12 protein-coding genes are annotated in these 15616 nt (G+C 37.0%); 11 read left to right on the top strand and 1 reads right to left on the bottom strand.

What is annotated here, in order from left to right:
• The first annotated feature begins 31 nt into the window (after positions 1-31).
• The 5 genes from HHT355_RS07480 to HHT355_RS07460 all read left to right on the top strand — a co-directional run bounded on the left by HHT355_RS07480 (position 32) and on the right by HHT355_RS07460 (position 6213).
• Positions 32-1786, top strand: coding sequence for an extracellular solute-binding protein (locus HHT355_RS07480; protein WP_103202817.1), 1755 nt, complete (start codon positions 32-34; stop codon positions 1784-1786).
• Positions 1787-1961: 175 nt separating this feature from the next.
• Entirely contained in the window at positions 1962-3596 is a 1635-nt protein-coding gene (locus HHT355_RS13910) for an ABC transporter permease (RefSeq protein WP_330403385.1), read from the top strand.
• A gap of 15 nt (positions 3597-3611) precedes the next feature.
• Complete coding sequence (locus HHT355_RS07470) at positions 3612-4532, top strand: carbohydrate ABC transporter permease (RefSeq protein ID WP_103202816.1); 921 nt, start codon at positions 3612-3614, stop codon at positions 4530-4532.
• A 631-nt stretch (positions 4533-5163) separates the two neighbouring features.
• Positions 5164-5643 (top strand): 23S rRNA (pseudouridine(1915)-N(3))-methyltransferase RlmH, encoded by a 480-nt coding sequence (gene rlmH, locus HHT355_RS07465; protein ID WP_103202815.1) that lies wholly within the window; start codon positions 5164-5166, stop codon positions 5641-5643.
• Positions 5644-5727: 84 nt separating this feature from the next.
• Positions 5728-6213, top strand: a complete 486-nt coding sequence (locus HHT355_RS07460) for a ferritin-like domain-containing protein (protein WP_103202814.1) — start codon at positions 5728-5730, stop codon at positions 6211-6213.
• 251 nt (positions 6214-6464) lie between these two features.
• Here the strand turns inward: HHT355_RS07460 and HHT355_RS07455 are convergent, their stop codons facing one another.
• The gene (locus HHT355_RS07455; protein WP_103202813.1) at positions 6465-7040 is read right to left on the bottom strand and encodes an N-acetylmuramoyl-L-alanine amidase family protein; all 576 of its coding nucleotides are present in this window, start codon (positions 7038-7040) and stop codon (positions 6465-6467) included.
• Between the two features lie 192 nt (positions 7041-7232).
• Here HHT355_RS07455 and HHT355_RS07450 point away from each other — a divergent pair, with 192 nt between their 5' ends.
• From HHT355_RS07450 to mmsA, 6 genes are all read left to right on the top strand, one after another.
• Positions 7233-8276, top strand: a complete 1044-nt coding sequence (locus HHT355_RS07450) for a substrate-binding domain-containing protein (protein WP_103202812.1) — start codon at positions 7233-7235, stop codon at positions 8274-8276.
• A 42-nt stretch (positions 8277-8318) separates the two neighbouring features.
• Positions 8319-9845 carry a sensor histidine kinase gene (locus HHT355_RS07445; protein ID WP_103202811.1) on the top strand — a complete coding sequence of 509 codons (1527 nt, stop codon included), beginning with the start codon at positions 8319-8321 and terminating at the stop codon, positions 9843-9845.
• A gap of 132 nt (positions 9846-9977) precedes the next feature.
• Positions 9978-11585 (top strand): helix-turn-helix domain-containing protein, encoded by a 1608-nt coding sequence (locus HHT355_RS07440; RefSeq protein WP_103202810.1) that lies wholly within the window; start codon positions 9978-9980, stop codon positions 11583-11585.
• A 66-nt stretch (positions 11586-11651) separates the two neighbouring features.
• On the top strand, positions 11652-12686 hold the full coding sequence (locus HHT355_RS07435; protein ID WP_103202809.1) for a sugar ABC transporter substrate-binding protein: 1035 nt from the start codon (positions 11652-11654) through the stop codon (positions 12684-12686).
• Positions 12687-12892: 206 nt separating this feature from the next.
• On the top strand, positions 12893-13972 hold the full coding sequence (gene chvE / locus HHT355_RS07430; RefSeq protein ID WP_103202808.1) for a multiple monosaccharide ABC transporter substrate-binding protein: 1080 nt from the start codon (positions 12893-12895) through the stop codon (positions 13970-13972).
• 105 nt (positions 13973-14077) lie between these two features.
• Entirely contained in the window at positions 14078-15616 is a 1539-nt protein-coding gene (gene mmsA / locus HHT355_RS07425; RefSeq protein ID WP_103202807.1) for a multiple monosaccharide ABC transporter ATP-binding protein, read from the top strand.

Genomic DNA, 15616 nt, shown 5'->3' with positions numbered 1-15616 from the left:
TTCACAGCTAAAAAGTATAGGGAGGAATAACATGAAAAAAATCAAGAAGTTGCTTATTGCAATCCTTGCAGTAACCATGTTGGCTGTTCTTTTTACCGGTTGCGGCAAAAAAGAACAGGATGCAACCAATGATACCAATGTGACTAACAATGACAGTAAGAATGAAGACAAGCAGCAGAGCAACGACAATACCAACACTACCGGTACTGAAAAGAAGGAAGAAAAAATGTTTACAGCATTCCATGCTGTACCGGGAACCGAAGTACCCGATGACAACCGTATGTTAAGAAAGATTGCGGAAAAAATCGGTGCTTGGGCAAAAGTTACATGGCTTACCGGTCAGACTGCTGATGAAAGAATCGGTATTATGATTGCCGGTGGAGAATATCCCGATTTAATTACCGGTTCTACAGGAACAGCTGCCCTGATTGAAGCAGGTGCACTTATTCCTATCGACGAATATTGGGATAACTATCCTAATATCAAGAATTACCTTTCCGAGGAAGACTGGAATAAGGTAAGACATTCCGACGGTCATATTTACTTAATTCCTCAGTTCGGTATTATTAAAGGAAAAGAAATGGAAACCGAACATTGGGATGAGGCATTCTGGATTCAGAAGAAAGTTCTCATCTGGGCTGGTTTCCCTGTTATCAAAACCTTGGATCAATACTTTGATTTAATCGAAGATTATTTGAAAGCTCATCCTACAACCGAAGACGGTCAGGAAACCGTAGGATTTAGTATGAGTACAGAAGATTGGAGATACTTCGGTATCGAGAATCCGCCTCTGTTCTTAGCGGGTTATCCTAACGACGGTGCCTGCATCATAGATCCTGAAACAATTACTGCATTAGACTATAATACTACTGATATTGCATATCAGTATTACAAGAAGATGAGCGAAGTTTGGAGAAGAAACCTTGTTCATCCTGAAACCTATACTATGTCTTATGACCAATACATATCATTGCTGTCCACAGGTAGAGTATTAGGTATCCTTGACCAGGCTTGGAACTTCACAACAGCAACCCAGGCTCTGGAATCTCAGGGTAAATTCGGAGATACCTATGTTCCGCTGCCTATCACCATTGACGGTCAAAGACTTGACAGATGGCACAGCCCGGCCGCTCTGGACGTATCCAACGGTTTAAGTATTACCAAGAGCTGTAAGGATATTGAAGGTGCTCTTCAGTTCATCAACGATCTTCTTGATGACGAAATCATGAAGATGATTTACTGGGGTGAAGAAGGCGTAGACTATCTGGTAGATACCGACGGTACTTTATATAGAACTCCTGAAATGAGAGAAAATGTCAGAAATACCGACTGGGTAACCCAGAACATGGTAAGCGGTGCATATGCTTACTTCCCTCACTACGAAGGTCTGTTTGATGACGGCATCAACGCTATCAATCCTGATCAGCAGCCTAGAGAATACTTTGACAGCTTAGAGCCTATCGAGAAAGAACTTCTTGACAGATATGGATATAAGACATTCCTTGAATTCTTAAGTCCTAGTGTTCCTAATGAGCCTTGGTATCCGATGTGGTCTTATACCAATACCTGGACTACTGATACCGATTACGGCAGAGCTAAAGCTAAGATTACTGAGCTTAAGCATGAATACCTGCCTAGGGCTATGATGGCTATGTCTGATGAGGAATTTGATGCCATCTGGAATGAATACATGGAAGTTTACAGAAGAGAAGTTGACATTGACGCATATCTTGACGAGCTTACTGCTGAAGCCCGCAGAAGAGCTGCAGTTGCTCGTGGGGAGTAATTTATAATATAGATTGAATGCCTTGTTGTATCGTATTTTCAAAATCGAATAACAAGGGATAGGTAGTTGCTAAATAGGGGTGTCTTAGAATATGGCATGTTTGCCATATAAGGCACCCCATATTTAAAGCTAAATATTGCGTGTTTGATTTACGAATTATGAGTGGAGGCTTATTATGAGCAAACGTAAACCGTATTTTCTGATAATAGCTGCCCTGTGTTTTTCAACCATTATAAGTCTTTTTCTCCCTTTTCTGCATCTTCCTCAACAAAAGGGAGTTACAGGTGATGGATACGTTATTGACACAACTCTGGCAGCTTTAAACAGTAAAGTTGTAAAAGATGTAGCAAAAGAATCAGGCATTCCCAAAAGTATTGTCTATAATACAGCAAAAAATATTGTAAACGGAAAAGACAGGCAGACAATTGAAAGCAGGCTTAAAGAAGAGGAATATTTTATTATCGATATTTTAGCGGAAAGAATGAATGAGAAGGTAGCGGAACTTCAAGAATGGGGAGAACTGGATAAGCGCACATTTAACTATATTGACATGATAAAATTGTCAGCCTCCGTAATAAAAGATTTTGAACAGGATATTATAAGTGCTTATTTGGTTATTATTACTTTGATAATGACAGTGGTATTGTCTTTTGTGGCAGGCTTTTGGAAACTATTCAACAAAAAAATAAGCTCTTATAAACTGGTTAAGATAATATCACTGATTAATATAGCATTGTCCGGCCTGGGACTTTTATGTATCAATGCAATCAGTATTGGGGCTTTGCAGGTAGAAAGTTTTTATAAAGAAAACTTTGGTATAGGATTTATGTTCATTGCAGCGATTAATTTCCTGGTATTGGTCATTGCATCAATCGGAAATATGCATGAAAGCTGGGCAGGAATTGTCACATTCAAAATGATTTTAAAGCAGAAACAGCTTATTCTGATGACATTACCGTTTGTTGCCTTTGTAATCATATTCTACTTTTTACCTTTATGGGGCTGGATTATGGCTTTTCAGAATTACAAGCCGGCCTTAAAATCTAATCAGGTTTTTGTAGCTTGGAATAAGTTTCAGACCCTGTTTAGTGATGTAGACTTTATCATGGCTTTCAGAAATACCATAGCCATGAGCTTGATAAACCTTGTATTAAGCTTTGCTTTTGCAATCGGGTTTGCGCTGCTATTAAATGAAGTAACTAATGTAAAAGGTAAAAAGCTGGTTCAGACAATTTCTTATCTGCCGCACTTCCTTTCATGGATTATAGTGGCGGCAATTGTAAGAAACGTGTTGTCGGTAGACGGCGGCATGCTAAATGACTTATTGAAGAGTTTTGGATTGATCGATTCGCCTATCAACTTCTTTGTCAATCCGAAATATTTCTGGTGGATTATAGGTTTCTCGGTTATATGGAAAGAAACAGGATGGAACAGTATCATATACCTGGCATCCATAACTTCGATAAACCCGGACCTTTATGAAGCCGCCTCCATTGACGGGGCAGGAAGATTTAGAAAGATGATACATATTACCTTGCCGGGAATAAGATCAACTATATTGGTACTACTTATTATAAATCTCGGTATGATAACAAACTCGGGATTTGAAGCACAATTGCAGTTAAAAAATGACCTTATAAAGAGTACTGCCGAGGTAATTGATACATATGTCCTTAATAAATCATTCTATCATGGTGCGGACTTCTCAATAGGTACTGCTGCTGGTATATTCAGAAGTATAATCAGCATCCTCCTGGTTTCAGTTTCAAACAGGATAGCAAAAGCTTTTGGCCAGGAAAGATTATATTAGGAGGGTGGGCTTGATATGAAAGAAGTAGAAATGATTAAAACAAGTAAGAAAAATAAAATAAAAAAGAGTCCGTACGACATAGCATTTATAATTGTAAATACAATAATACTTACAATTTTTTGTATAGTTACTCTGTATCCTATAATAAATACTTTGGCTATATCATTTAATGAAGCGGTTGATACTTTGACGGGCGGAATTCGTTTATTGCCTAGAAAGTGGACTGTGCAAAATTACAGAACCGTATTAAATATGAGAACCCTTATGAGGGGTGCCTATGTATCGGTTCTCAGAACGGTTATCGGAACTGTTTCGCAAACTTTTGTTACTGCTATGCTTGCTTATGTTCTTTCCAGAAAAGAGTTTTACTTCAATAGGCAGGTATCTTTAATTTATGTTATTACAATGTACGTTAATGCGGGTATTATTCCTACACTGCTTCTTTATCAAAGATTAGGGCTTACCAATACGTTTTGGGTATATATAATACCCGGTATGGTATCTGCATTCAACATGATAGTTATTCGTACATACATGAACGGTTTGCCGGACAGTTTCGTAGAATCGGCCCAGGTTGACGGAGCAGGGCATGTAAGAATATTCTTGCAGATAATATTGCCATTATGTAAACCTGTTTTGGCAACGGTTGCTCTGTTTGTAGCTGTAGGGCACTGGAACTCATGGTTTGATGCAATGATTTATAATGCACAAAGAGAAGATATGACAACTTTGCAATATGAGCTTATGAAACTTTTGTCAGCCGTTTCGCAGCAATCCGGTGATCCGAATGCCGTTAAACATGCATCCAGCATGGTAACACCGGAATCTGTCAGAGCAGCTGCAACAATGGTAACAGCGTTACCTATCGTATGCCTGTATCCTTTCTTGCAAAGATATTTTGTAACCGGTTTAACAATCGGTGGAGTTAAGGAGTAAAAGTTTTTAAGACTTTTCCCCCAAAGCGATTTATATAAAATGAGGCTGTTCCAATATGAAGTATAACTTTTGGGACAGCCTCTTTTCTTGTATAGAGTAAAATAAAGAGGGTGTCGTATAATTCTACCTATGATATAGATATAACAAACAAATTACTATTTGCTTGGTTATATCTATATCATCTTAATTTAATTTTGAAACAGCCCCTCCCGGTAAGCTTTAGTTTTAAGTTAAGAAACTCCTATGTTATCATGAAAATGGTTTGCCAACCACAAAAAAACGTAAAATATTAATTAAATCTGATGCAGTACAAATTATGAGTAGAGTAGATTAACTTACAATGCATAGAAATATTATTGTGGTAACCCTTATTATTGATATAAGGTAAATTTAAATAACAGCTATAGAAGGGATTTAGCATTAAGTAAAATACATAATCTAAGCCGTACTTGAAATAATATATAATTCTTTGTACAATAATACTAAAGTATAAAATCTTAAAGGATATAGTTTTGAAAAATATGTTAAATATTAATAAAAAATATTCTAATTAATAATTGTATCCGTTAAACTCATAATAACTTATGTTCGGGCTTTAATTAGGTTAGGAAAGAAAAGGAATAAACTAAAAATGAAATTGTCTCTGATTTGTGTCGGAAAAATTAAAGAAAAGTATCTTAATATGGGTATAGATGAGTATAAAAAAAGGCTTGGGAGATATTGCTCTCTTGAAATAATAGAGCTTGCGGACGAAAAAACTCCCGATAATGCTCCTGCGGCCGTTGAAGAAGCTATAAAAAGGACGGAAGGAGCCAGGATTCTTAAGGCAATAAAAGAGGATTCATACTGCATAGTATTGGATATAAAAGGCAATATGCTGTCTTCGGAGGAATTAGCCGGGTATATGGAAAAACTTTTTATCAGGGGAAAAAGCCATATCAGCTTTGTGATAGGCGGATCATTGGGCCTTTCCGATGAAGTATTGGAAAGAGCAGACTTTCGGCTAAGTTTTTCTAAGATGACTTTTCCCCATCAACTGATGCGAATGATCTTACTGGAGCAGATTTACAGGGCTTTCAGGATTATGAATAATGAGCCGTATCATAAGTAAACTGCTTATTTCTATAAAATCTTAAGCAAAATATAGTTTTTACAGTAAGGTAAAATTACTTATAGGATATAAGGAGGCGAAAATATGCAAAAGACCCTGGAACTTGCCATACAGCTTGAGATTGAAGGACAGAAATACTACCTGGAACAGGCTAATAAAAATAAGGATAATGAGCTTTTTAAAGTTTTCAACCTGCTTGCGGACGCCGAAAAAGAACATGAGAAGCTGTTAAGAAAAAGACTGAATGATGAAGATTACGTACTTGACAACTCTAATATTGACAAGATAAAAGAAGTTTTTAACGGACTTAAAAATTTTGATGTTAAAAATACTTTTAAGACAACACAGCTTGATGTATACAGATTGGCAGTCGATATCGAAGAAAAAAGCATAAAGCTGTATCAGGATATGCTTAAAGAAGCTGATAATGACAAGGATAAGGAGCTGTTGAAATTTTTAATAAATGAGGAAAATCAGCATCTGATTTTATTTGAAGAGTTTGTTAAAATGGTTTCCCGACCGGAGGAATGGGTTGAATCTGCCGAATTCGGATTAAGGGAGGACTATTAGTTTCTGGAGTATGAAAATAAATCTATAAATAATCTGTAAACTACAAATGCAAAAGAGAGTGTTTTATTAAACCCGGTATGAAGCAAAAACTTCTTATCGCAGCCTAATAAACACTCTCTTTACTTATTTAATTATAAAAAATTAGGTTTAATATGATAGATTTTAGAATATCTGTTTTAAGCACAGGTTTTTCATAAAGGCTGCTATATTCAATTACTTTAAAAAACTTTAAAACACCTGATATTACAGGTTTATTCTGGCGCAAAACCGAAGTACCTGAGAATGCCTATATACATACCATAGGCAAACTGATATTGGTTATCACGAAGTTTGGCTGCGTCGGAGGTATTTGTTAAATAACCCAGTTCAACCAATATTGAAGGCATGGTGGTCCGCCTAAGAACATATAAAGTCTGATTGACTCTTATTCCGTTATTTCTTGTACCGGCAATCTGCACAATGCCGTCCATTACATGCTGTGCCAGCCAGTTTGCCTGGGTACCGTACTGGAAGATGTATATTTCAGTACCGTTTATGGCAGGATTTGGATTTGCGTTACAATGGATGCTTAAAAAATAATTGGCCGGCCATTCGTTGGCCATACGTACCCTTTCATACAGACTTGTTGCATTATTTGTACCAAGAACTGTGGTAGGGGTAGGCCTTGATACACGGGCTTCAAATCTTGAGTCGTTATTTAGTAAATTGGCAAGGTAAATCCCTACCTGATAAGTAATATCCTGTTCCAATAAACCGTTTCCTGTTGCTCCTGCATTATGAAATCCGGTCGGATTATGACCTTGATCGATAAAAATTCTTATAGCCATAGAGGCACTTCCTTTTCACTCTATAAAATTTTATATACAGCGGTTATTTTATCATATTCTATAAATTGGAAATTGTTACTTGCTAATTTTTCATTGCACTGTAAAAATTATAGAAAAATTTAAAATAATATGATATTCTTTTATATATATTTCTAAAATATTTTTATGGTCACAAGCAATAAGAGGTAAAATATGCTAAAAATTGTTAAAAGAAAACAGAAAAATAAGGTGATTATGCTGGCTGCTATTGTCAGCATATCTGTCGGAGCTTTTATTATTTTGACAGGAATGGCTTTATATAAAAATCGGTTATCCCAATTAGGGCTTGCCGATAATTTAAATTACCATAAATATAAATATCATTATGCTATTATTTCCGAAGAAGCGGACGCGCCTTTCTGGAAAGATATTTATGAGGGAGCATATGAAAAAGGAAACGAATTAGATATATATGTCGAACGAATAGGGGGTAATCTTCCAAGCACTTATTCCCTGCAAGATTTAATGAAAATGGCAATATCCTATAAAGTGGACGGTATTATCATAGAACCCAACGGCGAAGAGGAAATAGCAAATCTTATCAATCTGGCGGATGAAGAAGGGATTCCGGTTGTAACAGTACTAAATGATGAACCGAACAGCAAAAGAAAAAGTTTTATAGGAATCAATTCATATAATCAGGGACAGATATACGGTAAACAGGTACTCGAGGTTGTAGAAAACGGGAGAAAAAATGTCACGATTCTTTTAAATTCCGACAGCAGTGACTCCAGCAAAAACATGATTTACTCAAGTATCAGTGAAATGGTTGCCGGCAAAAATGTCAATGTTAAAACCGTAAACGTAAATACTCAGAGTACTTTCAGTTCCGAAGAAGATATTAGAAATATTATAAAGGACAATAATGATCCTACGGAAGTGTTGGTGTGCCTGACGGCTGTCGATACCCGCTGCGCATATCAGGCGGTAGTGGATTATAATAAAGTGGGAGTTATTGATATCATAGGCTATTACGATTCCGATTTGATATTGAGCGGAATAAAAAAAGGAATAATACATTCGACTATGACAATAGATGCAAGACAGATGGGGGCATATTGTGTTGAGGCCCTGCATGAATTTATGCAAACCGGACAGGTAAGTGATTATTTTTCGGTGGATATTTACGCTATCGGTAGAGAAAATATAGACAATTATATAAAATCAAGAACTGAAAAAAATCAGAATCAACAATAGTAGTATTTTTATCATATCGTTTTAACTTGGCTGGTGATTGTTATGGGGAAAAAAATAATTAACAGTTCTATCAGATTAAGACTGGTATTAATATTTGTCTTAACAACCGGAGTTGTATTTTTTGCCAATATGTTCATGTGTTATAATATAAACAAATCCATTTCCAATATAGATGAAGTATATGTAAGCAATATAAGCCTTAACGAACTTATGGAATCTCTTTCGAAACTTCATGGATATGTTTATGAATACCTAAATACAAAAAGCACCGAATCGCTTGAGAATTATTATATAAGTGAACAGGATTACAGAAATATGCTTCAGGATCTTAAAGGGGATATAACAGACAATAATATGATTCTGATGCAGAAAAACATAAAAAATATGTCCGAGACCTATCTGAAACTGGTAGATATGGCGGTGGATGCCAAGCGTGGCAACAATATTGAAAAATATAAGACCAATTACGAAGAAGCTACGAAAATGTATGATTTTATAAGTACCCATATCAGTACATTGAATAATGAGCAGTTTAAATATAATTCCAATAACTATGACCTTCTCAGGACATCCCTGAATTATCTGGAAGTAATAAGCACTTCCGTATTACTCTTTATTATGGCATTTAATATTATTTTGATAGTTATCGTAACCAGAAGCATTACCGGACCTTTAATGGAACTTACCAAGGCAGCAAATGAAATTGCAGCAGGAAATTTTGAAGTAGACCTTGTTCCGGTTACGTCTTCAGATGAAATAGGAATTGTAACTAAAGCATTTAACACAATGACTATAAACATCCATCAGTACATTAAGAGAATAAAAGAAAGCATGGAATTCGAAAGCAGAATGAAAGAAAGAGAGCTGATGATGACCAATCACTTAAAAGATGCTCAGCTAAAATATCTTCAGGCACAGATTAATCCTCATTTCCTTTTTAATACATTAAATGCCGGGGCACAGCTTGCCATGATGGAGGGAGCCGATAAAACCTGTCTTTTTATTGAAAATGTTGCTGAGTTTTTCAGATTTAACATGAAGTGTTTTAATCAGGATTCTACTTTACGGGATGAGATTAAGCTTGTTGACACATATATTTATATATTAAATGTTCGTTTTTCAGGTAAAATTAATTTTTCAAAGCAGATTGATGAAAGTGTACTTGATGTAAAGGTCCCCAGCATGATCTTGCAGCCTATAGTAGAAAATGCTGTAAACTACGGTATAAGGGATATAGACTATGAGGGAAAAATTTTGTTGAAAGTAGACCAGGATGATGATTTAATCCGGATTACAATTCGTGATAACGGAATCGGTATGGACAAGGCAATCATAGACCGGGTAATGAATTTTAAAATAGAATCTGAAAAGGCAGAAAAAGAAATTAACCTTACCAAAGATTCCAACGGTATAGGGCTTGGTAATGTAATCAACCGTCTGAAATTATACTATGATATGGAAAATGTATTAAATATCGAGAGTGAAGGGAAATATATGGGGACAACTGTTACCATTCTTATACCAAAAAATAAAATACCATATATGAATCAGTTAATTAAAGAATCTTGACAATAGCAAATTAGCAAGATACTTTAAGCAGTTTATACGTTACAGATAGTAGCTTATATAAAAAACCTTGACAGACAAAGCTTATACAGCCGCTTATAATAAGGACAATAATTCCGATGGGAGTGTATAGACATGTATAAAATTATGCTGGCCGACGACGAGGGTATAGTTATCGATTCCTTAAAATTTATCATAGAAAAGAATTTCGGAGACAAATGTAGTATTGAATATGCTCATACCGGCAGAAGTGTAATTGAACTTGCAGAGAAATTCAAGCCGGACATAGCCATAATGGATATACATATGCCGGGCATAAACGGAATAGAGGCTATGAAAGAAATCAGGAAAACCAATAAATCGGTAATTTTTATAATTATGACGGCATATGATAAATTCAATTATGCAAAAGAGGCAATAAACCTTGGGGTCTTGGAATACCTGACAAAACCTGTCAATCAGGCGGTTATAACCGGCGTACTGCAGAAAGCCATGGACATAATCGAAGCAGAGAGAAAGAAAAGAAGCAATGACCTGATGATACGGGAAAAGCTGGAAATCGTTATTCCCATAATAGAAAGTGACTTTATATATTCGGCTCTTTCCGGATCTGATTTTGAAAGGGTCAAGGATGATTTTTGCAATTTGCTTGGTATTAAAGATGAGTATGGCATGATACTTATTATGGAGCTTGGAGATGCAATTATTGAAGGGCATCTTACAAATCCGGTGGGAATAAGTGTGAAAGCCCAGTCCTTTTATCATGCGATACGGGAAAGTCTTAAGGGAGAATTTAATTGTATTGTAGGGCCTCTGATGGTAAACAAAATAATTGTATTTATTCCGTCAGACAAATCACAGCTTGAGTATGATGACAGGATTAAAATTATCGAAAAGGCCAGAAATCTGGTAAGGGAACTTACAAAGAAGATAGATATCCAGATTAAAATAGGTATAGGATCAGTTACTCCCATCAACAGACTTGAAGATTCCTATAAAGAAGCTTTAAGCGCCATAAGAAACAGTAAAGGAAGGGTAGCTCATGTTAAGGACCTTCCTATCGGATGCGAATACGAAGAAGATTATCCGGTTCATATTGAGAATGCGTTATTTGAAAAAATAGAAAAAGGAGATATCGAAGGGACCCAGGCAGAAGCCAACAGCTTTTTTGACTGGATGGTTTCGAATTATCCTGAGCATGTGATGGATATAAAATTAAAGGTTCTTGAGTTCGTCCTGTTTGCGGAGCAAAAAGCTTTTTTAAGCGGCGGAATGAAATACTATTTCCTTTACCGAAAAGACTATCTTCCTACTTTGATTCAAATTGAAAACTTTGAGCAGCTAAGAAAATGGTTTATAGACAAGGTTACTCAGGCCTGCAGGAACATTGTAACAAAACGCCAGGAGCAGACCAGGGGGCTTATAAGCAAGGCCAAGGCTTATATTGAAGAAAACTACAACAAGGATATATCCCTGGATGAGGTATCAAGGAATGTGGACATAAGCCCCTATTATTTCAGCAAACTGTTTAAGGAAGAGACGGGGGTAAATTTCATAGATTACTTGACAAACATAAGGATTGAGAAGGCAAAAAGACTTCTTTTATACACCGATATGAATATAAAGAACATATGCTTAGACATAGGCTACAGTGACCCAAATTACTTCAGCAGGATATTTAAAAAGCAGGTAGGGCTAACCCCTACTGAATTCAGGGAAACCGATAAAGCAAATAAAAATTAAATTTCGTGCCTGCTAGACTTGCTCATCAACCTCATTAAAAAGGCAAGCACTGAGGATGGGAGTGTTATGAAAAAAATAGTTTTTATTACTGTAATTCTTGTGGCGATTTTTACCTGCACAGGATGCAGGAACAGTAATTTGCCTGCCATTGATAAAAACGAAACAGAAGAAAAGATTCAAATAGGCCTGTCTTTTGATTCCTTTGTAATCGAACGCTGGCAAAGGGACAGGGATGTATTTGTTTATACTGCCGAAGAACTGGGTGCCGAAGTTAATGTACAGAATGCCAACGGGGATGTGAATAAGCAAATTTCACAGATTGAATATTTTATCGATAAAGGTATGGACGTAATAGTTATTATTGCCGTAGATTCCGAAGCCTGCAAAGATGTGGTAAAAAAGGCAAAGGAAGCGGGTATAAAAATTGTTGCTTATGACAGACTCCTGATTAATTCCAATGTGGACCTTTATATCTCATTTGATAACGAAAAAGTGGGAAGTCTTATGGCAAAAACATTAAAAGACAATATTCCTCCAGGCGGCAATATTGTAACAATCTTCGGGCCCACAACAGACCATAATGTTATGTTGATCGAACAGGGATTTTGGAAAGTCATTGACGGGTCTAACCTGAATGTTGTATATTCGGTCAATGCTGTCAATTGGCTTGCGGAAGAAGCGTACAATGCGGTCTATGAAGCTTTGAAAATAACACCGGATATTGCCGGGGTGCTTTGCGGCAATGATAATCTGGCAACCGAAGCAGTAAGAGCTTTGGCAGAAAACCGTCTTGCAGGCAGCGTCATAGTAACTGGGCAGGATGCCGATCTTGCGGCATGTCAGCGGATAGTTGAAGGGACTCAGACCATGACCGTGTATAAACCTGTAGACAAACTGGCAAAAGCGGCAGCAGAGTATGCCATAAAACTTGCAAAAGGAGAAAGTATTGATGTCGATACAACAATAAATGACGGCACCTGGGATGTACCATATGTAAAACTGGAGCCTATAGCCGTAGACAAAAACAATTTGGATGAAGTAATAATTGAAGGCGGTTTCCAAAAAAGGGACGAGGTATATTTAAATGTAACTGACAAGTAAAACAGAGTTTTCTGTATTATTTTTTGATTTTTAATTATTAAATTTCAAAAATATGCTAGCATATTTTTGTTGTCTTACCATATTTGCAATTTTTAAATTTGTCCTCCCAATAAAAATTTACGGTATTTAGCAAGATAGTCCTGCTTTTGCAGTGATATATTTTAAATGTAGGCAACGTAAATTTTTATAAAGGGAGGATATTTATTATGAAGAAAAAAATTATTGGGATTTTGCTGTGCATCATGATGGTTGTCTCATTGCTGACTGCTTGCGGAGCTAAAGAGACAGGAAACACAGGTAAAGGAAAAACCGTAGGTGTTTGCATGCCCACAAAAGACCTGCAGAGATGGAACCAAGACGGTGACAACATGAAGAAGGAGCTGGAAAAAGCCGGCTATAAGGTAGACCTTCAGTATGCAAACAACGAAATTGCTACTCAGGTCAGCCAGATTGAGAATATGATTACCAACGGCGTAGACGTTCTTGTTATAGCATCCATCGACGGAGGATCACTGGGAACTGTTCTTGCTGATGCCAAGAAAAAAGGGATTCCTGTTATTGCATATGACCGTCTGATAATGGAAACCGATGCTGTATCATACTATGCAACTTTCGATAACTACAAGGTTGGTCAAATTCAAGGTGAATATATAGTAAAAACTCTTGATCTTGATAATCAGGACGGACCTTTCAATATCGAACTCTTCGCCGGTTCTCCTGATGACAACAATGCCCGTTTCTTCTTTGGCGGAGCTATGGATGTATTACAGCCTTACATTGACAGCGGAAAACTTAATGTAGTATCCGGTCAGACATCATTCGAAGAGGTTGCTACCCTTAACTGGTCAACGGAAACTGCTCAGAGCCGTATGGAAAACCTGATAACCGCTTATTATTCTGACGGTACTCCGCTTCATGTCGTATATTCCAGCAACGACTCTTGTGCTATCGGTATAACAAATGCTCTCGTTAATGCCGGATTTACAAAGGATAACTTCCCTATAATTACAGGTCAGGACTGTGACATTGCTTCCGTAAAGAATATTTTAGCGGGCCTGCAGTCCATGTCCGTATTTAAAGATACCCGTACATTGGCAGCCAAAGTTGTTGAAATGGTTGAGGCCATAATGAAAGGTGAAGAGGTACCTGTAAACGATACAAAGACTTATGATAACGGCACCGGAATTATTCCGACATACTTGTGTGACCCTGTATTTGCTGACATAAATAATTATAAAGAACTGTTGATTGATTCAGGTTATTATACAGAGGACCAGCTTAAGTAATCGGTTATTTTAAACTAATGGGTATTGCGGTTGCCTTTAGTGCCTCCTTATGCAATCGCAATACCCGTACACTTATTTTTCTAATGAATGTTAGGAGGAGTAAGATTGGCTAATTTTATTCTGGAAATGAAAAACATAACCAAGCGCTTCCCGGGAGTAAAAGCACTGGACAACGTCAATCTTAAGGTGGAGGAAGGGGAAATCCATGCTCTTGTGGGAGAGAACGGTGCCGGCAAATCCACCTTGATGAATGTGCTTAGCGGAATTTATCCGTATGGAAGTTATGAAGGCCAGATTCTGTATCAGGGAGAAGAATGTAAATTCAAAGACATAAAAGACAGTGAAGCAAAAGGAATTGTCATAATACATCAGGAACTGGCCTTGGTACCTTATATGACTATCGGAGAGAATATATTTCTGGGAAATGAATGCGGCTCGGTTGTTAAGATAAATTGGGATGAGACCTATGCCAGGGCTAAGAAATTGCTGGATATTGTAGGTCTGCACGAATCACCCAGAACACTTATTAAAGACATAGGTGTCGGCAAACAGCAGCTTGTAGAAATTGCCAAGGCATTGTCAAAGAATGTTAAACTTCTGATACTGGATGAGCCTACGGCATCATTAAACGAAGCAGATTCGCGTAAACTTCTTGATTTGCTTTTACAGCTTAAAAAGGACGGAATTACTTCAATAATAATTTCCCATAAGTTAAATGAAATAGAATATGTTGCCGACAGGATTACGATTATCAGAGACGGGGCAACAATAGAAACATTGGACAAAAAGAAGGATGACATAACTGAAGAACGGATAATTAAAGGTATGGTAGGACGGGAATTGACAGACAGATTCCCCAAACGGAAAACAGGTACGATTGGTGATATAAAGCTGGAAGTTAGAAACTGGACCGTATATCATCCCATTTACGAAGGCCGTAAAGTGGTAGATAACGTTTCTTTCTATTTGCGAAAGGGTGAAGTAGTTGGTATAGCCGGGCTGATGGGTGCCGGCAGGACGGAACTGGCAAGAAGTATTTTCGGCAAAAGTTACGGAAGCCAAATTTCCGGAACTATACTCATTGACGGTAAAGAAGTTAAATTAAATAATACCAGACAGGCAATAGATCATAAAATTGCCTATATAACCGAGGACAGAAAAGGAGACGGCCTTATTCTGTCAAATCCGATCCGTGTAAATACTACTTTGGCTAAGATGAAAAAAGTTAGCCGCTATAATATCATAGATCACAACCTGGAAGCAAAGGCCGCCAAAGAATTTGTTATAAAGCTAAAAACCAAATGTACATCCATAGAGCATATGGTCGGAAATTTAAGCGGCGGTAATCAGCAAAAAGTTCTTGTAAGCAAATGGATGTTTACAGATTCGGATATCATGATTCTGGATGAACCGACCAGAGGAATTGATGTCGGTGCCAAATACGAAATTTACTGCATTATTAATCAGTTGGTAGAAGAAGGTAAATCTATTCTGATGATCTCTTCGGAACTTCCCGAACTTATCGGTATGTGCGACCGCATTTATATAATGAATGAAGGCAAGATAGTAGGAGAGGTGCTTAGGGAAGAAGCAACTCAGGAATATATTATGGGACAGATATTAAAATCTAGCAAAGGAGCGTAG

The sequence above is a fragment of the Herbinix hemicellulosilytica genome (assembly GCF_002904165.1).
Lineage (GTDB): Bacteria > Bacillota > Clostridia > Lachnospirales > Lachnospiraceae > Mobilitalea > Mobilitalea hemicellulosilytica.
The sequence above is the reverse complement of the archived record's forward strand: the minus strand, read 5'-3'. Positions and strand labels throughout refer to the sequence as shown.